Origin of the sequence: Bosea sp. F3-2 (assembly GCF_008253865.1) — a bacterium.
In the GTDB taxonomy this organism is placed as follows: Bacteria; Pseudomonadota; Alphaproteobacteria; order Rhizobiales; family Beijerinckiaceae; genus Allobosea.
Genome location: NZ_CP042331.1, coordinates 236,817 through 258,547 on the forward strand (window position 1 = coordinate 236,817; position 21,731 = coordinate 258,547).

The window sequence follows — 21,731 nt, forward strand, 5'->3', positions numbered from 1 at the left end:
GAGCGACTGCTGCGCGGACCGCCATGCGGTTCTTCGAGCGCCATGACCCAGAACATCTACGACGACGAGACCTTCTTCGCGGGCTACAGCCAGCTGCCGCGTTCCGTCCGCGGGCTGGACGGCGCGCCGGAATGGCCAGTGCTGCGATCCATGCTGCCGGATCTCAGGGGCAAGCGCGTGCTCGATCTCGGTTGCGGCTTCGGCTGGTTCTGCCGTTTCGCTGCGGGCGAGGGGGCAGCGGGCGTGCTCGGCGTCGACGTCTCCGAGAAGATGCTGGAGCGAGCGCGGCGGGAGACGGGTGATTCCCGCATCGTCTACGAGCGGACCGATCTTGAAAGCTACGCGCCGCCGGCCGAAGCCTTCGACCTCGCCTACAGCTCGCTCGCCTTCCACTACATTGCCGATCTCGCTGGCCTGTTCGCGCGTGTGCATGCGACGCTGAAGCCGGGCGGTGTTCTGGTCTGCTCGGTCGAGCATCCGATCATGACCGCGCCGGTGCGGCAGGAATGGCTCGCCGATGCCGACGGGCGGGCGACGTGGCCGGTCAACGGCTATCTCGATGAGGGCGATCGCGTCAGCAATTGGCTGGCTGAGGGCGTGGTCAAGCGCCACCGCACCATCGCAACTTATCTCGACCTGCTGCTGGGCGCGGGCTTCACGTTGGGCAAGCTGGTCGAATGGGCCCCGAGCCCGGAGCAGGTCGCCGCCGAGTCGGGCTGGGCGAAGGAGCGCGAGCGGCCCTTCTTCCTGCTGATCGCGGCCTGCCGGAGCTGAGCGGTCCGCGGCCCGAAAGGGTCTTGGCTAACGACGTCAAGCGATGTAAGAGGCTTGCAATGACGGCGCGCGACCCTCCCCGGGTCCCGCGCCGCGAATGTTTCAGGACGGCCGATTCGGCGCGCGGCAGGGCTGCGGGCGGAATCGGAACCCGAGGTGGTTCATGGCGAAATCCAATCCCTTCCAGTTCCTGCAGGATGTGCGCTCCGAGGCGTCCAAGGTCACTTGGCCCTCGCGCCGCGAGACGCTGATCACCACGGGCCTCGTGCTCGCCATGGTGGTCGTCTCCAGCCTGTTCTTCCTCTTCACCGACACCGTCATCCGCTGGGTGCTCGGCATCATCCTCGGCGCCCGTTGAACGGAATTACGAACGTGAGCACCCGCTGGTACATCGTCCACGCCTATTCCAACTTCGAGAACAAGGTCGCGCAGTCGATCAAGGATCAGGCGGCGCAGCGCAATCTCGCCGACAAGTTCGAAGAAGTTCTGGTGCCGACCGAGAAGGTCGTCGAGGTCCGCCGCGGCCGCAAGGTCGACACCGAGCGCAAGTTCTTCCCGGGCTATGTGCTGGTGAAGTGCGAGATGACCGACGAGGTCTATCACCTCATCAAGAACACGCCGAAGGTCACCGGCTTCCTGGGCGCCGACAAGGCCAAGCCCATGCCGATCCCGGAGCATGAGGCGATGCGGATCAAGGGCCAGGTCGCCGAGGGCATCGAGCGCCCGAAGCCGACGGTGGTCTTCGAGGTCGGCGAGCAGGTCAAGGTTGCCGACGGCCCCTTCGCTTCGTTCAACGGCGTCGTCGAGGATGTCGACCACGCCCGCGCCCGCCTCAAGGTCGCGGTCTCGATCTTCGGCCGCGCCACGCCGGTCGAGCTGGAATACGGCCAGGTCGAGAAGCTCTGAGCCGGTCGCGTGTTCCGACCGGTTTACAGCGGATTCCGTTAGGTTAATCGGCCTTTAACACAACTGCGTCAACGCTTTGCGTCGGTAATCCGACGCAGGGCGCGATGTTTCCCAGTTTCTTCAAGGCTACGGTCCGCCAGCGGCTGACGCTCTGGGCGTTGATGCTTGGCGTCCTCGCTTGCGTGTTCGGCGCGGCTGAGTTCATTGGCTCCGTGAAGCTCGCGGGTTTCGCCAGGGCGATCGCTCTCAATACCGGCGCCGTTGCGGCTCTCTCGGAAACCGACGCCCCCTATAGCCGCATCGTCGTGGCGATCGTCTCGGGCGGCGATCGCGGCGCTCTGTCAGGCGATGTCGAAGCCATGACCGTTGCGATGAAGGCCGTCACCGTGCGCAGCGACGGCGAGGTTGCAGCGAAGGCTGCCGATGCTGTGCGGGGGCTCCAGGAGCTTTCATCGAAGCTGGGGGCCGACGGTGCGATCGCGCGTGAAGCCCTGCGCAAGGTGGCGGCGCAGCGCAGCGAGCTGCGCGTTCAGCTCAATACGATGGTGGCTGGTGTCAGCGAGGCGCTCGGCGCGCATATCGAAAACTCCCGGCAGAACTCTTTGCTTCTGGCGGCGCTCGGCCTCTTCCTGGTCGCCCTGATCATCTCATTCGAGTATCGCTGGCTCGTGCGTCCGATCGCGACGATGGCAACGACCCTGTCCGCGCCGGCAGAGGATGCCGGCTGGGTGCGCAAGCTCGCGCGTCGCGGCGATGAGATCGGCATGCTCGGCCGGGCTTTGCATGCCCATCTGTCGGATGAGAAAACGAAGCAGGAGGCTGCGAAGGAGCGACTGGCCTCGCTGGCCGGGGAGGTCGAGCGGCAGCGGGCGCTTCGTGTCAGAGGGCAGGCTTTCCAGGGCAACATCGCGAGCATCGCCACAGCGCTGGAAACCCATGCCGCGAGCATGACCGACGCATCAAACGAACTCTCGCAGCTCTCCGGCTTCGTCGACCAGCATGCCGGAGCGGCGGCGCAGTCGAGCCAGCGTGCGGCCAACCATGTCGAGCAGATGTCCTCGTCCCTGAACGAGATCACCGAACTGCTCGCGACGACGGCCGGGGAGGCGCAGCGGACTTCGGACATCGCGAACGCCGCGAAAACTCTGGTCGAGGAGGCGACGGATGACAGCGTGCTGCTGCGCGAGGCGGTCGGATCGATTTCCGCCGTCGTGACGCTGATCAGCACCGTCGCCAACCAGACCAATCTGCTCGCGCTCAACGCGGCGATCGAGGCCGCCAGGGCCGGGGAGAGTGGGCGCGGTTTCGCGGTGGTGGCCGCCGAAGTGAAGCAGCTCGCCAACCGGACCGCGGAAGCGACGGGGCAGGTGCGGCAGGGACTCGACTCGATCGGGACGGCGGCTGAGCGGATCATCGGACGCATTGGCGCCCTTGTTGCTTCGGTCAATGCCGTCGAGACCGCCGCCGACTCGATCGCCGAGCTGGCGCGCAGGCAGGACGACACCTCCCGCTCGATCAATATCGGTACCGCCCGGACCGCCAGCGATGTGCGCGGCATGGCCGAGCAGGTCGAGCAGGTTGCCGGCATGATCGAGGACTGGCGCCGGATGACCGAGCGGATGGCTCGGGCCTCTGCCGACATCGATGGTCAGGCCGCGGCCCTGCGGCAGGCTGTCGACAGCTTCATGAGCGATGCGCAAGCTGTGCAGCACGCATGACGATGCCGGCCGCGCGGGCCGATGCGGGCAAGGCGCTGGCTGCGACCGCGAAGCCCTCTTCCATTCCGCAGCCAGATGTGCCATAGGCCCGGCCTCAACCGCGTGGGAGGCGTGCCGGTCGCCAGCCGGATCAAAGGCGCCGCACCACGCACTGCAACCACCCCGGCCCCGACGGAGAGCGTCGGCAGGCAGGGGCGTCGTCGTTCCGATAGGCAGCGGAGCGGACGGCAGGAGCAGCCATCATGGCGAAGAAGATCACGGGCTACGTGAAGCTTCAGGTTCCGGCGGGCGCGGCCAATCCGTCGCCGCCGATCGGTCCCGCGCTCGGTCAGCGCGGCCTCAACATCATGGAATTCTGCAAGGCCTTCAACGCGAAGACCCAGCAGATGGAAAAGGGCATGCCGATCCCGGTGATCATCACCGCGTATCAGGATCGCTCCTTCACCTTCGAGATGAAGCAGCCGCCGGTCTCGTACTGGCTGAAGAAGGCCGCTGGCCTGACCTCCGGCTCGAAGACCCCGGGCCGTGGCGGCAACGTCGGCAAGGTCACCGCTGCGCAGATCAACGAGATCGCCGAGAAGAAGATGGCCGATCTCAACTGCGACACCGTCGAATCGGCTTCGGCCATGATCCGTGGCTCTGCCAGGTCCATGGGCCTGGAAGTCGTGGGCTGAGGGGAGGCTGACAATGGCACATGTCGGAAAGCGCGTCGTCAAGGGCCGTGAAGGCATTGACCGCACCAAGCTCTACTCGCTCGACCAGGCTGTCACGTTCATCAAGGAACGCGCCAACGCCAAGTTCGACGAGACCATCGAGATCGCGATGAACCTCGGCGTCGATCCGCGTCACGCCGACCAGATGGTCCGTGGCGTCTGCAACCTGCCGAACGGCTCGGGCCGCACACTGCGCGTCGCTGTCTTCGCTCGCGGCGCCAAGGCCGACGAGGCCAAGGCTGCGGGTGCCGATATCGTCGGCGCCGAAGAGCTGGTCGAGACCGTCCAGAAGGGCGAGATCAACTTCGACCGCTGCATCGCGACCCCGGATATGATGGGTCTCGTCGGCCGTCTCGGTAAGGTGCTCGGCCCGCGCGGCCTGATGCCGAACCCACGCGTCGGCACCGTCACCATGGACGTGACCGCTGCCGTCGCCGCCTCGAAGGGTGGCTCGGTCGAGTTCCGCGTCGAGAAGGCCGGCATCATCCACGCCGCCGTCGGCAAGGCCTCGTTCTCGGCTGAGAAGCTCTCGGAGAACATCAAGGCGTTCGTCGACTCCGTCGCCAAGGCCAAGCCCGCCGGCGCCAAGGGCACCTATATCCAGCGCGTCGCGATCTCGTCGACCATGGGCCCGGGCGTCAAGGTCGAGCCGAACACCGTCATCGGCGGCTGATATCAGGGAAGGGCGGTCGGATCGCCGGCCGTTCACCTGCTCTTGATTTCGTGAAGTCAAGAGCCTACTTGGCAGAAACAGGCGAAAGCGCTATACGCACGCCTGTTTCCATGAGTGACAAGGCTCCGGCGTGCTTGACACGAAGGGGTCTGTTTCGCGTTTTTCGGCGGGTTTCCGCTGAAGAATGGGTGTTTCAGGTTCGGAAAGAGCGATCTTTCGGGGCGGAATCACCCAGTCCTGTCTGAGACTGCAGGTGCCTTCCCGGTTCGTCCGGGAGCATAATTTCGCCAAGAGGCCTGCATAGACGGTGCAAGAGCTTAGTCCCGGATCGCAGGATCCGGAGAAGACGGTTCGAACCATCTCGCCCGGTCGCGGCCCTTTCGGGTTCGGGAGCGGGGACAGGGCACCAAGCGTCGCTTTGCAGGGCGCCGGTGTCAACCGGGGTTCCAGGAAGCGGCATTTGCAACCGGCGGCGAGCCTTCAAAAGCTTGTCGCCTACCGGAGAGAGCCCAGTGGATAAAGCGGCAAAAAAAGATGCCGTCGCGTCGCTGAACGATGTGTTTGCGAACACGTCGGTCGTCGTCGTGGCCCACTATGCGGGCTTGACCGTGGCCCAGTTCCAGAAGCTTCGTCGCGAGATGAAGGCGAATGGCGCCACTGTTAAGGTCGCAAAGAACCGGCTGGCCAAGATCGCTCTTGAAGGCACCGACGTCGCGTCCATCAGCAAGCTGCTGACGGGTCCCACCCTGATCGCTTATTCCAACGATCCGGTCGCGGCGCCGAAGGTCGCCACCGCTTTCGCCAAGGAGAACGACAAGCTCGTCATCCTGGGCGGCGCGATGGGCACGACCGCCCTGAACCCCGATGGTGTCAAGGCCCTGGCCACGATGCCCTCGCTCGACGAACTGCGTGCCAAGCTGGTCGGCCTTATCCAGGCCCCGGCCACGAAGCTTGCGCAGCTCTCGACTGCGCCGGCTGCGAAGCTCGCGCGGGTGTTCCAGGCATATGCCGACAAGGATGCGGCCTGAACGGCCAGCTGATCCCGATATCGTTCGAACCTCTTACACGTAGGAACCCAAAATGGCTGATCTTACCAAGCTCGTCGACGAGCTGTCGTCGCTCACCGTTCTCGAGGCCGCCGAGCTCGCGAAGCTCCTCGAAGAGAAGTGGGGCGTTTCCGCCGCCGCCGCCGTCGCCGTTGCGGCTGGCCCGGCTGCTGGCGGTGGCGCTGCTGCCGCCGCTGCTGAAGAGCAGACCGAGTTCACCGTTGTCCTGGCTTCGGCCGGCGACAAGAAGATCGAGGTGATCAAGGAAGTCCGCGCCATCACCGGCCTCGGCCTCAAGGAGGCCAAGGACCTCGTCGAGGGCGCTCCGAAGCCGGTCAAGGAAGGCGTTGCCAAGGACGAGGCCGAGAAGCTCAAGAAGCAGCTCGAGGCCGTCGGCGCCAAGGTCGAGCTCAAGTGAGCTAGGGCCGGCTGATGCCGGTCCGACCGTAGTCACTATCGACAGTCCCGGGGCGGCTCACGCCTCCGGGGCTGTTGCGTCGTTTCCGCGCAGGTGCGCGGGAGTTGTTGTTGAAGTTCGCCGCAACCGTGCGGCGCGGCTTCGACGGAAATGCAGGGTCGGCGCGATGCGGCGCCGAACGGCTCACCCGGCGGCCTGGTGCCGTCCTTGCCCGGACCACCGGGTGAGCCGTCCGAAGAGATTGCGAGGAACAACATGGTCAATTCGCTCCAGGGTCGCAGGCGCGTCCGCAAGTTCTTCGGCAAACTCAAGGAAGTGGCGCAGATGCCGAACCTCATCGAGGTTCAGAAGGCGTCCTACGATCAGTTCCTGATGGTCGACGAACCCAAGGGCGGCCGCCCCGACGAGGGTTTGCAGTCCGTCTTCAAGTCGGTCTTCCCGATCGGCGACTTCTCCGGCGCCTCGCTGCTGGAGTTCGTGAAATACACCTTCGAGCCGCCGAAATACGACGTCGACGAGTGCCGCCAGCGCGGCATGACCTTCTCGGCGCCGCTCAAGGTGACGCTGCGCCTGATCGTGTTCGATATCGATCCGGACACCCAGGCCAAGTCGGTCAAGGACATCAAGGAGCAGGATGTCTACATGGGCGACATGCCGCTCATGACGGATAACGGCACCTTCATCGTCAACGGCACCGAGCGCGTCATCGTCTCGCAGATGCACCGTTCGCCGGGCGTGTTCTTCGACCACGACAAGGGCAAGACCCATTCTTCGGGCAAGCTGCTCTTCGCCGCGCGCATCATCCCGTATCGCGGTTCCTGGCTCGACATCGAGTTCGACGCCAAGGACATCGTCTATGCCCGTATCGACCGGAAGCGTAAGATTCCGGTCACCTCGCTGCTGTTCGCGCTCGGCATGGACGGCGAGGAGATCCTCAACCGCTTCTACAACACCATCGCCTACACCAAGGACGCCAAGGGCTGGCGCGTTCCCTATGATGCGGAGCGCATGAAGGGCTTCAAGGCCAACGAGGATCTGATCGACGCCGATACCGGCGAGGTCGTGGTCGAGGCCGGCAAGAAGCTCGTCGCCCGCACCGCCCGCCAGCTCGCCGAGAAGGGCCTGAAGTTCCTGCGCGCGCAGGACGAGGACCTCTATAGCCAGTACATCGCCGAGGATCTGGTCAACCCGGCGACGGGCGAGGTCTACGCCGAGGCCGGCGAGGAGATCACCGAGAAGCTGCTGAAGCAGCTGACCGACGAAGGCTTCGACGAGATCCCGGTGCTGGACATCGACCACATCACGGTCGGTCCCTACATCCGTAACACGCTCAATGTCGACAAGAACTCGCGCCGCGAGGAAGCCCTGTTCGACATCTACCGCGTGATGCGCCCGGGCGAGCCGCCGACCCTCGAGACGGCTGAGAACATGTTCCAGTCGCTGTTCTTCGACGCCGAGCGCTACGACCTCTCGGCCGTCGGCCGCGTGAAGATGAACATGCGTCTCGACCTCGACGCCGAGGACACCGTGCGCATCCTGCGCAAGGAGGACATCTTCGCGGTCGTCAAGGCGCTGGTCGACCTGCGCGACGGCAAGGGCGAGATCGACGACATCGACCATCTCGGCAACCGCCGCGTCCGCTCGGTCGGCGAGCTGATGGAGAACCAGTACCGTCTGGGTCTCCTGCGCATGGAGCGCGCCATCAAGGAGCGCATGTCCTCGGTCGACATCGACACCGTGATGCCGCAGGACCTGATCAACGCGAAGCCGGCCGCCGCCGCCGTGCGCGAGTTCTTCGGCTCCTCGCAGCTCTCGCAGTTCATGGACCAGACGAACCCGCTCTCGGAAGTCACGCACAAGCGTCGTCTTTCGGCGCTTGGCCCGGGCGGTCTGACTCGCGAGCGCGCCGGCTTCGAGGTGCGCGACGTGCACCCGACGCATTACGGCCGCATCTGCCCGATCGAGACGCCGGAAGGTCCGAATATCGGCCTGATCAACTCGCTCGCCACCTTCGCGCGGGTGAACAAGTACGGCTTCATCGAGAGCCCGTATCGCCGCATCCGCGACGGCAAGGTCACGGACGAGGTGATCTATCTCTCGGCGATGGAAGAGGCGAAGTACAACGTCGCCCAGGCGAACGCCGCCGTCGACAAGGAAGGCCGCCTGACGGACGACCTGATCGTCTGCCGCCGTGCCGGCGAGGTCATCGTCACGCCGGTCGACAAGGTCGACTTCCAGGACGTGTCGCCGAAGCAGCTCGTCTCGGTCGCCGCGGCGCTGATCCCGTTCCTCGAGAACGACGACGCGAACCGCGCGCTGATGGGCTCGAACATGCAGCGCCAGGCGGTGCCGTTGGTTCGCGCCGACGCGCCGTTCGTCGGCACCGGCATGGAAGCGGTCGTCGCCCGTGACTCGGGCGCCGCGATCGCGGCCCGCCGCGCCGGCATCGTCGACCAGGTCGACGCGACCCGTATCGTCATCCGCGCTTCGGAGGAGATGGATCCGACGAAGCCGGGCGTCGACATCTACCGGCTGCAGAAGTTCCAGCGCTCGAACCAGTCGACCTGCATTACGCAGCGTCCGCTGGTGCGCGTCGGTGACGTCGTCAAGAAGGGCGACATCGTTGCGGACGGCCCGTCGACCGAGTTCGGCGAGCTCGCGCTCGGCCGCAACGTGCTCGTCGCGTTCATGCCCTGGAACGGCTACAACTTCGAGGACTCGATCCTTCTCTCCGAGAAGATCGTCTCCGAGGACGTCTTCACCTCGATCCATATCGAGGAATTCGAGGTCATGGCCCGCGACACCAAGCTGGGCCCTGAGGAAATCACGCGCGACATTCCGAACGTCTCGGAAGAGGCGCTGAAGAACCTCGACGAAGCCGGCATCGTCTATATCGGCGCTGAGGTTGCGGCGGGCGACATCCTCGTCGGCAAGATCACGCCAAAGGGCGAGAGCCCGATGACCCCGGAAGAGAAGCTGCTGCGCGCCATCTTCGGCGAGAAGGCTTCGGACGTCCGCGACACCTCGCTGCGGGTTCCCCCGGGCGTGCAGGGCACGATCGTCGAGGTCCGCGTGTTCAACCGCCACGGCGTCGACAAGGACGAGCGCGCCCAGGCGATCGAGCGCGAGGAGATCGAGCGTCTCGCCAAGGACCGTGACGACGAGCAGGCGATCCTGGACCGCAACACCTTCGCGCGTCTGGCCGAGATCCTGACCGGCAAGACCGGCCTCGCCGGCCCGAAGGGCTTCAAGAAGGACACGGTCATCACCCGCGAGGTGATGAGCGAGTTCCCGCGTTCGCAGTGGTGGCTGTTCGCGACCGCCGAAGACTCGCTGATGACCGAGATCGAGGCGATGCGGAAGCAGTACGACGAGTCGAAGAAGCGCCTTGAGCAGCGCTTCCTCGACAAGGTCGAGAAGCTGCAGCGTGGCGACGAGCTGCCTCCGGGCGTGATGAAGATGGTCAAGGTCTTCGTCGCGGTGAAGCGCAAGATCCAGCCGGGCGACAAGATGGCCGGCCGTCACGGCAACAAGGGCGTGGTCTCGCGCATCGTGCCGGTGGAGGACATGCCGTTCCTCGAGGACGGCACCCATGCCGACATCGTGCTGAACCCGCTGGGCGTGCCTTCGCGCATGAACGTCGGCCAGATCCTGGAGACGCATCTGGGCTGGGCTGCTGCCGGCCTCGGCAAGCAGATCTCGCAGGCGCTCGACGCCTACAAGAAGACGAACGATTTCAAGGCGCTGAAGGCCTCCTTCGACGCCGTCTACGAGGACAACGAGATCATTGCCTCGATGGACGAGAACGAGCTCGTCGAGATGGGCCAGAACCTGCGCCGTGGCGTGCCGGTGGCGACGCCGGTGTTCAACGGCGCCAAGGAGGCGGACATCGAGCGGCTGCTGGAGCAGGCGGGCCTGCACAGCTCTGGGCAGTCCACGCTGTACGATGGCAGGACCGGCGAGCCCTTCGACCGCAAGGTCACGATGGGCTACATCTACATGCTGAAGCTGCACCACCTCGTGGACGACAAGATCCACGCCCGTTCGATCGGTCCGTACTCGCTCGTCACCCAGCAGCCGCTGGGCGGCAAGGCGCAGTTCGGCGGCCAGCGCTTCGGCGAAATGGAGGTCTGGGCGCTCGAAGCCTACGGCGCCGCCTACACGCTGCAGGAGATGCTGACGGTGAAGTCGGACGACGTCGCCGGCCGCACCAAGGTCTACGAGTCGATCGTGCGCGGCGAGGACAACTTCGAGGCCGGCATCCCCGAGAGCTTCAACGTTCTCGTCAAGGAGATGCGTTCGCTCGGTCTCAATGTCGAGCTGATCAACAACAAGGTGAAGCCGGGCGAGTTGCCGCCGGCCGAAGCGGCCGAATAAGCCGCTGCCCAAACCTTGAATATCGCCGGCGGCATTGACGCCGCCGGCCGACGGAATTTACGAGCCGGGCAGGGCGGCCTTAAGCCCCCGCCGGCGGAAGGAGACAGGCGATGAAGCAAGAGGTCATGAACCTTTTCGGCCAGCAGCCGGTCCAGCAGGCCTTCGACGCGATCAAGATCTCGATCGCGAGCCCGGAGAAGATCCTGTCCTGGTCCTATGGCGAGATCAAAAAGCCGGAGACGATCAACTACCGCACGTTCAAGCCGGAGCGTGACGGCCTGTTCTGCGCCCGCATCTTCGGGCCGATCAAGGACTACGAGTGCCTGTGCGGCAAGTACAAGCGCATGAAGTTCAAGGGCGTCATCTGCGAGAAGTGCGGCGTCGAAGTCACGCTCGCCCGCGTCCGGCGCGAGCGCATGGGCCATATCGAGCTCGCCGCTCCGGTGGCGCATATCTGGTTCCTGAAGTCGCTGCCCTCGCGCATCGGCCTCCTGATGGATATGCCGCTCAAGGACCTCGAGCGCATCCTCTACTTCGAAAGCTACGTCGTCATCGAGCCGGGCCTGACCCCGCTCAAGGACCGTCAGCTGCTGTCGGAGGAGGAGTACGTCCGGGCTCAGGAAGAGTACGGCGCGGACACCTTCACCGCCATGATCGGCGCGGAAGCCATCCGCGAGATGCTGCGCGCGCTCGACCTCGACCAGATCAACGCCGATCTCAAGCATGAGATCGCGACGACGACGTCGGAGCTGAAGCCCAAGAAGCTGATGAAGCGCCTCAAGATCATCGAGGCCTTCCAGGAGTCGGGCAACAAGCCGGAATGGATGGTGATGACCCAGATTCCGGTCATCCCGCCGGATCTGCGTCCGCTCGTGCCGCTCGACGGCGGCCGCTTCGCGACCTCGGACCTGAACGACCTCTATCGCCGCGTCATCAACCGCAACAACCGCCTGAAGCGGCTGATCGAGCTGCGCGCGCCGGACATCATCATCCGCAACGAGAAGCGGATGCTGCAGGAGTCGGTCGACGCCCTGTTCGACAACGGCCGTCGCGGCCGCGTCATCACGGGTGCCAACAAGCGCCCGCTGAAGTCGCTTGCCGACATGCTGAAGGGCAAGCAGGGCCGCTTCCGCCAGAACCTGCTCGGCAAGCGTGTCGACTATTCCGGCCGCTCGGTCATCGTCGTCGGCCCGGAGATGAAGCTGCACCAGTGCGGCCTGCCGAAGAAGATGGCGCTCGAGCTGTTCAAGCCGTTCATCTATGCGCGGCTTGACGCCAAGGGCTACTCGACCACGGTCAAGCAGGCCAAGAAGCTCGTCGAGAAGGAGAAGCCGGAGGTCTGGGATATCCTGGACGAGGTCATCCGCGAGCATCCGGTGATGCTGAACCGCGCCCCGACGCTGCACCGCCTCGGCATCCAGGCCTTCGAGCCGGTGCTGATCGAGGGCAAGGCGATCCAGCTGCATCCGCTGGTCTGCGCCGCCTTCAACGCGGACTTCGACGGCGACCAGATGGCCGTGCACGTCCCGCTGTCGCTCGAAGCGCAGCTGGAAGCGCGCGTGCTGATGATGTCGACCAACAACATCCTGCACCCGGCGAACGGCCAGCCGATCATCGTGCCGTCGCAGGACATCGTGCTCGGCCTCTACTACCTCTCGCTCGTCTCGGACGGCGAGCCGGGCCAGGGCAAGGCCTTCGGCGATTTCGGCGAACTCGAGCACGCGCTGCACGAGAAGGTCGTAACGCTGCATTCGAAGATCAAATACCGCTGGACCGGCGTCGGCCATGACGGCAAGCCGTACACGAAGATCTACGACACCACGCCGGGCCGCGTGATCCTCTCGACCGCGCTGCCGGAGCACCCGGCCGTGTCCTTCGACGTCGTCAACAAGCTGATGACGAAGAAGGAGATCTCCGGAATGATCGACGCCGTCTATCGCGGCTGCGGTCAGAAGGAGTCGGTGATCTTCTGCGACCGCGTCATGGGGCTCGGCTTCAAGCACGCCTTCAAGGCCGGCATTTCCTTCGGCAAGGACGACATGGTCGTGCCGGAGAACAAGTGGCAGATCGTCGACACGACCCGCGCGCTCGCCAAGGACTACGAGCAGCAGTACCAGGACGGCCTGATCACCCAGGGCGAGAAGTACAACAAGGTCGTCGACGCCTGGGCGAAGTGCTCCGACAAGCTCGCCCAGGAGATGATGGCCCGCATCTCGACCGTCCAGAAGGACGAGACCGGCCGCGACAAGCAGATCAACTCGATCTACATGATGTCGCACTCCGGCGCCCGCGGTTCGCCGGCGCAGATGCGCCAGCTCGCCGCCATGCGCGGCCTGATGGCCAAGCCGTCGGGCGAGATCATCGAGTCGCCGATCATCTCGAACTTCAAGGAAGGCCTCGACGTTCTCGAGTACTTCAACTCGACCCACGGCGCCCGTAAGGGCCTCGCCGACACGGCGCTCAAGACGGCCAACTCCGGCTATCTGACCCGCCGTCTCGTCGACGTGGCGCAGGACGCGATCATCTCCGAGGTCGATTGCGGCTCGGACAACGGCATCAAGATGCGCGCCATCGTCGATGCCGGTCAGGTCGTCGCCTCGCTCGGCGTGCGCATCCTCGGCCGTTCGGCGGCCGAGGACGTGACCGACATCGACGGCAACGTCCTGGTGCCGAAGGGCACGATGATCGAGGAGAGCCATATCGAGAAGATCAACGCCGCCGGCGTCCAGGAGGTGAAGATCCGCTCGGTTCTCACCTGCGAGACCAAGAACGGCGTCTGCGCGACCTGCTACGGGCGCGATCTGGCCCGCGGCACGCCCGTCAACATGGGCGAGGCTGTCGGCGTCATCGCGGCGCAGTCGATCGGCGAGCCGGGTACGCAGCTCACCATGCGCACCTTCCACATCGGCGGCGCGGCGACCATCGCCGACCAGTCCTTCGTCGAGTCGAACTTCGAAGGCACGGTCAAGATGCGCAACCGCAACGTCGCGCGGAACTCGGACGGCGACCTCATCGCCATGGCGCGCAACATCGCCATCGTGATCGTCGGTCCGGACGGCGCCGAGCGCGCGGTCCATCGCGTCCAGTTCGGCTCGAAGCTGCGCGTCGACGAGGGCGACAAGGTCAAGCGCGGCCAGCGCCTGATCGAGTGGGACCCGTACTCCCGCCCGATCCTGGCGGAGGTCGACGGCAAGGTCGGCTACGAGGACCTCGTCGACGGCATGTCGATGACCGAGACGACCGACGAGGCGACCGGCATCTCCAAGCGCGTCGTGATCGACTGGCGCGGCTCGGCCCGTACGGCCGACCTCAAGCCGGCGATGACGATCGCGGGTTCGGACGGCAAGATCGCGAAGCTCGCCCGCGGTGGCGATGCCCGCTACATCCTGCCGGTCGACGGCATCATCTCGGTGGAGCCGGGTTCCTCGGTCAAGGCTGGCGACGTGCTGGCGCGTGTCTCGACCGACTCGGCCAAGACCCGCGACATCACCGGCGGTCTGCCGCGCGTCGCGGAGCTGTTCGAGGCGCGTCGTCCGAAGGATGCGGCGATCATCGCCGAGAAGTCGGGCGTCATCGGCTTCGGCAAGGACTACAAGAACAAGCGCCGCGTGACGCTGACGCCGCATGACGGCTCGGACGGGGTCGAGTACCTGATCCCGAAGGGCAAGCACATCCATCTCCAGGACGGCGACGTCGTGGAGGTCGGCGACTACATCCTCGACGGCAATCCGGCCCCGCACGACATCCTGGCGATCAAGGGCGTCGAGGAGCTGGCGGCTTACTTGGTGAACGAGATCCAGGAGGTCTATCGCCTCCAGGGCGTCGGCATCAACGACAAGCACATCGAGGTCATCGTCCGGCAGATGCTGCAGAAGGTCGAGATCACGGAGTCGGGCGACAGCGACATCCTGACCGGCGACCAGGTCGATCGCGTCGAGCTCGAAGAGGTCAACGCGAAGCTGCGCGAGGAGGGCAAGAAGCCGGCTTCCGGCGTGCCGGTCCTGCTCGGCATCACCAAGGCCTCGCTGCAGACCCGCTCCTTCATCTCGGCGGCGTCCTTCCAGGAGACCACCCGCGTCCTCACCGAGGCGGCGGTCAACGGCAAGTCGGACCTGCTCGAGGGGCTCAAGGAGAACGTCATCGTCGGCTCGCTCATCCCGGCCGGCACCGGCGCCCAGGTCGCCCGCATCAAGCAGGTGGCTACCCGCCGCGACGATCTCATCGTCGGCCAGAAAGCGGATGCGGCGGCCAAGGCCGCCAAGGAAGCTGCTGCCGTGCTCCCCGCCGCCGAGTAAGAATCGGCAGCGAACGATCTTCGGCAATCATCGGAAAGGCCGCCCCTCCAGGGCGGCCTTTTTGTTTCAAGGAGAGGCGGGCAGGGGGCCAACTGGTCCGAACCCCGCAAAACCCCGCCATTTTCGACGGTTTCGGGGTTGACGCGAATCTCTCGTTGAGTCATAAGCGCGCCACTGTCGACGGCTGTCGGACACGTCTGTCGCTTGCGCATGCTTCGCAAGCGAGTTTCGCGACCGAAACTCCGTCGGAATTCCAGCGTCGAATGACGACATGGCAGGATGCATGAACGCAGGTCTTCCTGTGTTCCTCTGCTGGCGAACGCGCCTGAGGCCCCTCGACGGGCGCCGATGGCGCGGCTTCGTTTATGTCATGGCTTTGCTCGGGCTGGGAGATTGACCAGAGAATTTCCAAACGCTCAGTGGGGCGAGAGGCCAGAATGCCGACAATCAGCCAGCTCATCCGCAAGCCGCGCTCGCCCGTGAAGGCGCGTAACACCGCCCCGGCGCTCGAGTCGTGCCCGCAGAAGCGCGGCGTCTGCACGCGCGTCTATACGACGACCCCGAAGAAGCCGAACTCGGCGCTTCGTAAGGTTGCCAAGGTTCGCCTGACGAACGGCTTCGAGGTGATCGGCTACATCCCGGGTGAGGGTCACAACCTTCAGGAGCACTCGGTCGTCATGATCCGTGGCGGCCGCGTGAAGGACCTTCCCGGCGTGCGCTATCACATCCTGCGTGGCGTGCTCGATACGCAGGGCGTCAAGAACCGCAAGCAGCGTCGTTCGAAGTACGGCGCCAAGCGTCCGAAGTGAGTTCGGCCCGATCGGCGGGGCGATGAGCCCGAGCCGATCCGCCGCGTTGAAGATTTACGGAGACTAGACGATGTCCCGCCGCCACAGTGCCGAAAAGCGCGAAATCATCCCGGACCCGAAGTTCGGCGATGTCGTCGTGACCAAGTTCATGAACTCGGTCATGTATGAAGGCAAGAAGTCGACCGCCGAGCGGATCGTCTACGGTGCCTTCGATATCATCGAGGCGAAGACCAAGAGCGAGCCGCTGGGCGTCTTCAAGTCGGCGCTCGAGAACGTCGCTCCGGCGATCGAGGTTCGTTCCCGCCGCGTCGGCGGCGCGACCTATCAGGTTCCCGTCGAGGTTCGTACCGAGCGCCGTCAGGCGCTGGCGATCCGCTGGCTGATCGCAGCCGCTCGCGGCCGCAACGACAAGACCATGGTGGAGCGCCTGTCGGCCGAGCTGATGGACGCCGCCAACAACCGCGGCAACGCCGTCAAGAAGCGCGAAGACACGCACCGGATGGCGGAAGCCAACCGCGCCTTCTCGCACTACCGCTGGTAAGCGGCGCGGTTCCCCGAGACACAGAGCACGATCATGGCCCGTTCCCATCCCATCGACCGTTATCGCAACTTCGGCATCATGGCCCACATCGATGCGGGCAAGACGACGACGACCGAGCGCATCCTCTACTACACCGGCAAGTCGCATAAGATCGGCGAAGTCCACGACGGCGCCGCGACCATGGACTGGATGACGCAGGAGCAGGAGCGTGGCATCACGATCACCTCGGCTGCGACGACCTGCTTCTGGCGCGACAACCGCCTGAACATCATCGACACCCCCGGCCACGTCGACTTCACCATCGAGGTCGAGCGTTCGCTGCGCGTGCTCGATGGCGCCGTCTGCGTTCTCGACGGCAACCAGGGCGTCGAGCCCCAGACCGAGACCGTCTGGCGCCAGGCCGACAAGTACGACGTTCCGCGCGTCGTCTTCGTCAACAAGATGGACAAGATCGGCGCCGATTTCTATCGCTGCGTCCAGGACATCATTGACCGCGTCGCCGGCAAGCCCGTCTGCCTGCAGATCCCGATCGGTTCGGAGTCCAACTTCGCCGGCGTGATCGACCTGATCAAGATGAAGGCGATCGTCTGGAACGGCGAGGCTCTCGGCGCGTCGTTCGAAGAGCAGGACATCCCGGCCGATCTCGCCGACAAGGCTGCCGAATACCGCTCGAAGCTCGTCGAGGCCGCCGTCGAGATGGACGACGCCGCGATGGAGGCCTATCTCGAAGGCACCGAGCCGGATGCCGACACGTTGCGCCGTCTCGTGCGCACCGCCGTGCAGCGCCGCGCCTTCCACCCGGTGCTCTGCGGCTCGGCCTTCAAGAACAAGGGCGTGCAGCCGCTGCTCGACGCCGTCGTCGACTTCCTGCCGTCGCCGGTCGATCGTGGCGCGGTCGAAGGCATCGACTTCAAGACCGAGGAGCCGACCGTCCGTCATCCGACGGACGAGGATCCCTTCTCGATGCTCGCCTTCAAGATCATGGACGACCCGTTCGTCGGCACGATCACCTTCTGCCGTATCTATTCCGGCAAGGTCGAAGCTGGCCAGGGCGTCATCAACTCGACCCGTGACAAGAAAGAGCGCGTCGGCCGCATGCTGCTGATGCATGCGAACAACCGCGAGGACATCAAGGAGGCTTACGCCGGCGACATCGTCGCCCTGGCCGGCCTCAAGGACGTCCGCACCGGCGACACGCTCTGCGATCCCGTCAACGCGGTCATCCTGGAGCGCATGGAGTTCCCCGAGCCGGTCATCACGATCGCGATCGAGCCGAAGTCCAAGGCCGACCAGGAGAAGCTGGGCCTCGCCCTGTCGAAGCTCGCGAACGAGGATCCGTCCTTCCGCGTGTCGACCGACCAGGAGAGCGGCCAGACCATCCTGAAGGGCATGGGCGAGCTCCACCTCGACATCAAGGTCGACATCCTGAAGCGCACCTACAAGGTCGATGCCAACATTGGCGCGCCCCAGGTTGCCTATCGCGAGACGCTGACCAAGAAGGCCGAGATCGACTACACCCACAAGAAGCAGACCGGCGGTACGGGCCAGTTCGCCCGCGTCAAGCTCGTCATCGAGCCGAACGAGACCGGTAAGGGCTTCGAGTTCGAGTCGAAGGTTGTCGGCGGCTCGGTGCCGAAGGAGTACATCCCCGGCGTCGAGAAGGGCTTGAACTCGGTCATCAGCTCTGGCGTGCTCGCCGGCTTCCCGGTCGTGGACGTCAAGGTCACGCTGATCGACGGCGCCTTCCACGAGGTCGACTCTTCTGCCCTGGCCTTCGAAATCGCGTCCCGTGCGGCGCTGCGCGAAGGTCTGCAGAAGGGCGGCTCCGTGCTGCTCGAGCCGATCATGAAGGTTGAGGTCGTGACCCCGGAAGACTACACCGGCTCGGTCATCGGCGACCTGAACTCGCGTCGTGGCCAGATCCAGGGCCAGGACATGCGCGGCAACGCCGTCGTGATCAACGCGATGGTTCCGCTGGCCAACATGTTCGGCTACGTCAACCAGCTGCGCTCCTTCTCGCAGGGCCGCGCGAACTACACGATGCAGTTCGACCACTACGAGCAGGTGCCGTCGGCGGTCGCCGCCGAGGTCCAGGCCAAGTACGCCTGAATCCCGCACCGAACCGACTGAACATTTGAACAAGATCTGACGGAGGCTACGATGGCCAAAGAGAAATTCGCTCGTACGAAGCCGCACTGCAACATTGGAACGATTGGTCACGTTGACCATGGCAAGACGTCTCTGACGGCTGCGATCACGAAGGTTCTGGCCGAGTCTGGCGGCGCGTCGTTCACGGCGTATGACCAGATCGACAAGGCTCCGGAGGAGAAGGCGCGCGGCATCACGATCTCGACGGCTCACGTCGAGTACGAGACCCCGGCCCGCCACTATGCCCACGTCGACTGCCCCGGCCACGCCGACTATGTGAAGAACATGATCACCGGCGCGGCGCAGATGGACGGCGCGATCCTGGTGGTGTCGGCTGCCGACGGCCCGATGCCGCAGACCCGCGAGCACATCCTGCTGGCGCGCCAGGTCGGCGTTCCCGCGCTGGTGGTGTTCATGAACAAGGTCGATCTCGTCGACGACGCCGAGCTGCTCGAGCTGGTCGAGATGGAGATCCGCGAGCTGCTGTCGAAGTACGACTTCCCCGGCGACGACATCCCGATCACCAAGGGCTCGGCCAAGGCCGCGCTCGACAACGTCACGCCGGAAATCGGTCATGACGCGGTGATCGCGCTGATGAAGACGGTCGACGAGTACATCCCGCAGCCGGAGCGTCCGATCGACCAGCCGTTCCTGATGCCGGTCGAGGACGTGTTCTCGATTTCGGGCCGGGGCACGGTGGTGACCGGCCGCGTCGAGCGCGGCATCGTCAAGGTCGGCGAGGAAATCGAGATCGTCGGCCTGAAGGACACCGTCAAGACGACGGTCACCGGCGTCGAGATGTTCCGCAAGCTGCTCGACCAGGGCCAGGCGGGCGACAACATCGGCGCGCTGCTGCGCGGCACGAAGCGCGAGGACGTCGAGCGCGGCCAGGTGCTGTGCAAGCCGGGCTCGGTGAAGCCGCACACCAAGTTCAAGGCCGAGGCCTACATCCTGACGAAGGAAGAGGGTGGCCGCCACACGCCGTTCTTCACCAACTACCGCCCGCAGTTCTACTTCCGCACGACGGACGTGACCGGCGTGGTGACGCTGCCCGAGGGCACGGAGATGGTGATGCCGGGCGACAACATCTCGATGGAGGTGACGCTGATCGCCCCGATCGCGATGGAAGAGAAGCTGCGCTTCGCCATCCGCGAAGGCGGCCGCACCGTCGGCGCCGGCGTCGTCGCTTCGATCATTGCGTAACGCGTTTTCGTGAGGGGCGCGGGCCCTTCGGGCCTTCGCCTTTTCACGTCACGGAGAACTAAGACCATGAACGGTCAGAACATTCGGATCCGCCTCAAGGCGTTCGATCACCGCATCCTCGACGCTTCGACGCGCGAGATCGTGTCGACCGCGAAGCGGACGGGCGCTCAGGTCCGCGGACCGATTCCGCTGCCCACGCTCATCGAGAAGTTCACCGTCAACCGCTCGCCCCACATCGACAAGAAGTCGCGCGAGCAGTTCGAGATGCGGACCCACAAGCGGGTCCTCGACATTGTCGATCCGACTCCCCAGACGGTCGACGCCCTCATGAAGCTCGATCTCGCCGCCGGCGTCGACGTCGAAATCAAGCTCTGATCCGATTGAACGGGTCCTCTGTTTCCGGTTCCCCCGGATGGACATGACCCCAGAAGAAGGTAGGCACCGATGCGTTCCGGTGTGATTGCACAGAAAGTCGGGATGACCCGCGTCTTCACGGACGCCGGCGAGCATATTCCGGTCACCGTGCTGAAGCTCGACAACTGCCAGGTCGTCGCGCATCGCACGAAAGAGAAGAACGGCTATGTGGCCGTGCAGCTGGGCTCCGGCACGGCGAAGGTGAAGAATGTCTCGAAGGCCGAGCGCGGTCATTTCGCGGTCGCCAAGGTCGAGCCGAAGCGCAAGGTGGTCGAGTTCCGCGTCAGCGATGACGCGCTGATCCCCGTCGGCGCCGAGCTGACCGCGGACCACTTCGTCGTCGGCCAGTTCGTCGACGTCTCCGGCACCACCACCGGCAAGGGCTTTGCCGGCGGTATGAAGCGCTGGAACTTCGGCGGTCTGCGCGCCACCCACGGCGTTTCGGTCTCTCACCGTTCGATCGGTTCGACCGGTGGTCGCCAGGACCCGGGCAAGACCTTCAAGAACAAGAAGATGCCGGGCCATCTCGGCGCCGAGCGCGTCACCACGCAGAACCTGCGCGTCGTCCAGACGGACGTCGAACGCGGCCTGATCCTCGTCGAGGGCGCCGTTCCGGGCGTCGCTGGCGGCTGGATCCACGTCCGTGACGCCGTCAAGCGCGCCCTGCCGAAGGATGCGCCGCTGCCGGGCAAGTTCAAGGTTGCCGGCGAGGGCAAGGCGGAAGAGGCTCCTGCGGCCCAGGCTGAGGAGAACGCGTGATGAAATTCGATATCACCACTCTCGAGGGCAAGTCGGCCGGTTCGGTCGAGCTGTCGGATGCGGTGTTCGGCCTTGAGCCGCGCGCTGACCTCCTCGCCCGCATGGTTCGCTATCAGCTCGCCAAGCGCCGCGCCGGGACCCACAAGTCCAAGGGTCGCTCGGAAGTCGATCGCACCCGCAAGAAGATCTACAAGCAGAAGGGCACCGGCGGCGCTCGCCACGGTGCGGCTTCGGCTCCGCAGTTCCGCGGCGGTGGCAAGGCCTTCGGCCCGGTTGTGCGTGACCACGCTCACGACCTGCCGAAGAAGGTCCGCGCTCTGGCTCTGCGCCATGCGCTCTCGGCCAAGGCGAAGGATGCCGGCATCATTGTGATCGACGATGCCAAGCTCGCCGAGCCGAAGACCAAGGTGCTGCTGGGCCACTTCGGCAAGCTCGACCTGTCGAACGCGCTGATCATCGGTGGCGCCGAGATCGATGCGAACTTCGGCCTGGCCGCTCGCTCGATCCCGAATGTCGACGTGCTGCCGGTTCAGGGCATCAACGTCTATGACATCCTGCGTCGTGACAAGCTCGTCCTGACGCGCGCCGCTGTCGATGCGCTGGAGGCGCGCTTCAAATGAGCCAGTCCGCCAAGAACCTCGACCCGCGCCACTACGATGTGATCGTGGCGCCGGTCATCACCGAGAAGGCGACGATGCTCTCCGAGCATAACAAGGTCGTCTTCAAGGTCGCCCGTACCGCGACCAAGCCGCAGATCAAGGCGGCGATCGAGAAGCTCTTCGACGTCAAGGTCAAGAGCGTCAACACGATCGTCACCGAAGGCAAGGTCAAGGTTTTCCGTGGCCGCCTCGGCCAGCGCTCGGACGTCAAGAAGGCCGTTGTGACCCTCGAAGAGGGCCACTCGATCGACGTGACCACGGGCCTCTGAGGGAAGGAT

At 65.0% G+C, this 21,731-nt stretch carries 18 protein-coding genes; all 18 read left to right on the forward strand.

Annotated elements, in window-relative coordinates; translation table 11 throughout:
* The first annotated feature begins 42 nt into the window (after positions 1–42).
* The 18 genes from FQV39_RS01150 (at position 43) to FQV39_RS01235 (ending at position 21,722) form a co-directional block, all read left to right on the forward strand.
* Entirely contained in the window at positions 43–774 is a 732-nt protein-coding gene (locus tag FQV39_RS01150; protein ID WP_149128637.1) for a class I SAM-dependent methyltransferase, read from the forward strand.
* Between the two features lie 163 nt (positions 775–937).
* A complete protein-coding gene (gene secE, locus FQV39_RS01155; RefSeq protein WP_149128638.1) occupies positions 938–1,132 on the forward strand; it encodes a preprotein translocase subunit SecE in 195 nt (64 codons plus the stop codon).
* Positions 1,133–1,146: 14 nt separating this feature from the next.
* Positions 1,147–1,680: a transcription termination/antitermination protein NusG gene (nusG, locus tag FQV39_RS01160; protein ID WP_149128639.1), complete on the forward strand. Its 534-nt coding sequence runs from the start codon at positions 1,147–1,149 to the stop codon at positions 1,678–1,680.
* A 104-nt stretch (positions 1,681–1,784) separates the two neighbouring features.
* A complete protein-coding gene (locus FQV39_RS01165) occupies positions 1,785–3,398 on the forward strand; it encodes a methyl-accepting chemotaxis protein (RefSeq protein WP_149128640.1) in 1,614 nt (537 codons plus the stop codon).
* Positions 3,399–3,640: 242 nt separating this feature from the next.
* Positions 3,641–4,072: a 50S ribosomal protein L11 gene (gene rplK / locus FQV39_RS01170; RefSeq protein ID WP_149128641.1), complete on the forward strand. Its 432-nt coding sequence runs from the start codon at positions 3,641–3,643 to the stop codon at positions 4,070–4,072.
* A gap of 13 nt (positions 4,073–4,085) precedes the next feature.
* Entirely contained in the window at positions 4,086–4,784 is a 699-nt protein-coding gene (gene rplA / locus FQV39_RS01175; protein ID WP_149128642.1) for a 50S ribosomal protein L1, read from the forward strand.
* Positions 4,785–5,296: 512 nt separating this feature from the next.
* On the forward strand, positions 5,297–5,812 hold the full coding sequence (rplJ, locus tag FQV39_RS01180) for a 50S ribosomal protein L10 (RefSeq protein ID WP_149128643.1): 516 nt from the start codon (positions 5,297–5,299) through the stop codon (positions 5,810–5,812).
* A 52-nt stretch (positions 5,813–5,864) separates the two neighbouring features.
* Positions 5,865–6,248 (forward strand): 50S ribosomal protein L7/L12, encoded by a 384-nt coding sequence (gene rplL, locus FQV39_RS01185; protein WP_149128644.1) that lies wholly within the window; start codon positions 5,865–5,867, stop codon positions 6,246–6,248.
* Between the two features lie 255 nt (positions 6,249–6,503).
* A complete protein-coding gene (gene rpoB, locus FQV39_RS01190) occupies positions 6,504–10,625 on the forward strand; it encodes a DNA-directed RNA polymerase subunit beta (protein WP_149128645.1) in 4,122 nt (1,373 codons plus the stop codon).
* 110 nt (positions 10,626–10,735) lie between these two features.
* On the forward strand, positions 10,736–14,920 hold the full coding sequence (gene rpoC / locus FQV39_RS01195; protein ID WP_149128646.1) for a DNA-directed RNA polymerase subunit beta': 4,185 nt from the start codon (positions 10,736–10,738) through the stop codon (positions 14,918–14,920).
* Between the two features lie 437 nt (positions 14,921–15,357).
* Positions 15,358–15,729 carry a 30S ribosomal protein S12 gene (gene rpsL, locus FQV39_RS01200; RefSeq protein WP_038358286.1) on the forward strand — a complete coding sequence of 124 codons (372 nt, stop codon included), beginning with the start codon at positions 15,358–15,360 and terminating at the stop codon, positions 15,727–15,729.
* Between the two features lie 70 nt (positions 15,730–15,799).
* Positions 15,800–16,270: a 30S ribosomal protein S7 gene (gene rpsG, locus FQV39_RS01205; protein WP_112580468.1), complete on the forward strand. Its 471-nt coding sequence runs from the start codon at positions 15,800–15,802 to the stop codon at positions 16,268–16,270.
* A gap of 33 nt (positions 16,271–16,303) precedes the next feature.
* Positions 16,304–18,379: an elongation factor G gene (gene fusA, locus FQV39_RS01210; protein ID WP_149128647.1), complete on the forward strand. Its 2,076-nt coding sequence runs from the start codon at positions 16,304–16,306 to the stop codon at positions 18,377–18,379.
* 51 nt (positions 18,380–18,430) lie between these two features.
* Positions 18,431–19,621, forward strand: coding sequence for an elongation factor Tu (tuf, locus tag FQV39_RS01215; protein WP_149128648.1), 1,191 nt, complete (start codon positions 18,431–18,433; stop codon positions 19,619–19,621).
* Between the two features lie 66 nt (positions 19,622–19,687).
* Positions 19,688–19,996 carry a 30S ribosomal protein S10 gene (rpsJ, locus tag FQV39_RS01220; protein WP_043237115.1) on the forward strand — a complete coding sequence of 103 codons (309 nt, stop codon included), beginning with the start codon at positions 19,688–19,690 and terminating at the stop codon, positions 19,994–19,996.
* 69 nt (positions 19,997–20,065) lie between these two features.
* Positions 20,066–20,794 (forward strand): 50S ribosomal protein L3, encoded by a 729-nt coding sequence (gene rplC / locus FQV39_RS01225; RefSeq protein WP_149128649.1) that lies wholly within the window; start codon positions 20,066–20,068, stop codon positions 20,792–20,794.
* Complete coding sequence (rplD, locus tag FQV39_RS01230) at positions 20,794–21,414, forward strand: 50S ribosomal protein L4 (RefSeq protein ID WP_149128650.1); 621 nt, start codon at positions 20,794–20,796, stop codon at positions 21,412–21,414. Before rplC ends, rplD begins: the two co-directional genes overlap by 1 nt.
* The gene (locus FQV39_RS01235; protein ID WP_149128651.1) at positions 21,411–21,722 is read left to right on the forward strand and encodes a 50S ribosomal protein L23; all 312 of its coding nucleotides are present in this window, start codon (positions 21,411–21,413) and stop codon (positions 21,720–21,722) included. Before rplD ends, FQV39_RS01235 begins: the two co-directional genes overlap by 4 nt.
* Positions 21,723–21,731: the final 9 nt, after the last annotated feature.

Bases quoted from the DNA above. Each gene is read 5' to 3' on its own strand.
- FQV39_RS01165 (WP_149128640.1), top strand. From the start codon at position 1,785: ATGTTTCCCAGTTTCTTCAAGGCTACGGTCCGCCAGCGGCTGACGCTC.
- rpsJ (WP_043237115.1), top strand. From the start codon at position 19,688: ATGAACGGTCAGAACATTCGGATCCGCCTCAAGGCGTTCGATCACCGC.
- tuf (WP_149128648.1), top strand. From the start codon at position 18,431: ATGGCCAAAGAGAAATTCGCTCGTACGAAGCCGCACTGCAACATTGGA.
- rpoC (WP_149128646.1), top strand. From the start codon at position 10,736: ATGAAGCAAGAGGTCATGAACCTTTTCGGCCAGCAGCCGGTCCAGCAG.
- rplC (WP_149128649.1), top strand. From the start codon at position 20,066: ATGCGTTCCGGTGTGATTGCACAGAAAGTCGGGATGACCCGCGTCTTC.
- secE (WP_149128638.1), top strand. From the start codon at position 938: ATGGCGAAATCCAATCCCTTCCAGTTCCTGCAGGATGTGCGCTCCGAG.
- rplA (WP_149128642.1), top strand. From the start codon at position 4,086: ATGGCACATGTCGGAAAGCGCGTCGTCAAGGGCCGTGAAGGCATTGAC.
- rplD (WP_149128650.1), top strand. From the start codon at position 20,794: ATGAAATTCGATATCACCACTCTCGAGGGCAAGTCGGCCGGTTCGGTC.
- fusA (WP_149128647.1), top strand. From the start codon at position 16,304: ATGGCCCGTTCCCATCCCATCGACCGTTATCGCAACTTCGGCATCATG.
- FQV39_RS01235 (WP_149128651.1), top strand. From the start codon at position 21,411: ATGAGCCAGTCCGCCAAGAACCTCGACCCGCGCCACTACGATGTGATC.
- rpoB (WP_149128645.1), top strand. From the start codon at position 6,504: ATGGTCAATTCGCTCCAGGGTCGCAGGCGCGTCCGCAAGTTCTTCGGC.
- FQV39_RS01150 (WP_149128637.1), top strand. From the start codon at position 43: ATGACCCAGAACATCTACGACGACGAGACCTTCTTCGCGGGCTACAGC.
- rpsL (WP_038358286.1), top strand. From the start codon at position 15,358: ATGCCGACAATCAGCCAGCTCATCCGCAAGCCGCGCTCGCCCGTGAAG.
- rplL (WP_149128644.1), top strand. From the start codon at position 5,865: ATGGCTGATCTTACCAAGCTCGTCGACGAGCTGTCGTCGCTCACCGTT.
- rpsG (WP_112580468.1), top strand. From the start codon at position 15,800: ATGTCCCGCCGCCACAGTGCCGAAAAGCGCGAAATCATCCCGGACCCG.
- rplK (WP_149128641.1), top strand. From the start codon at position 3,641: ATGGCGAAGAAGATCACGGGCTACGTGAAGCTTCAGGTTCCGGCGGGC.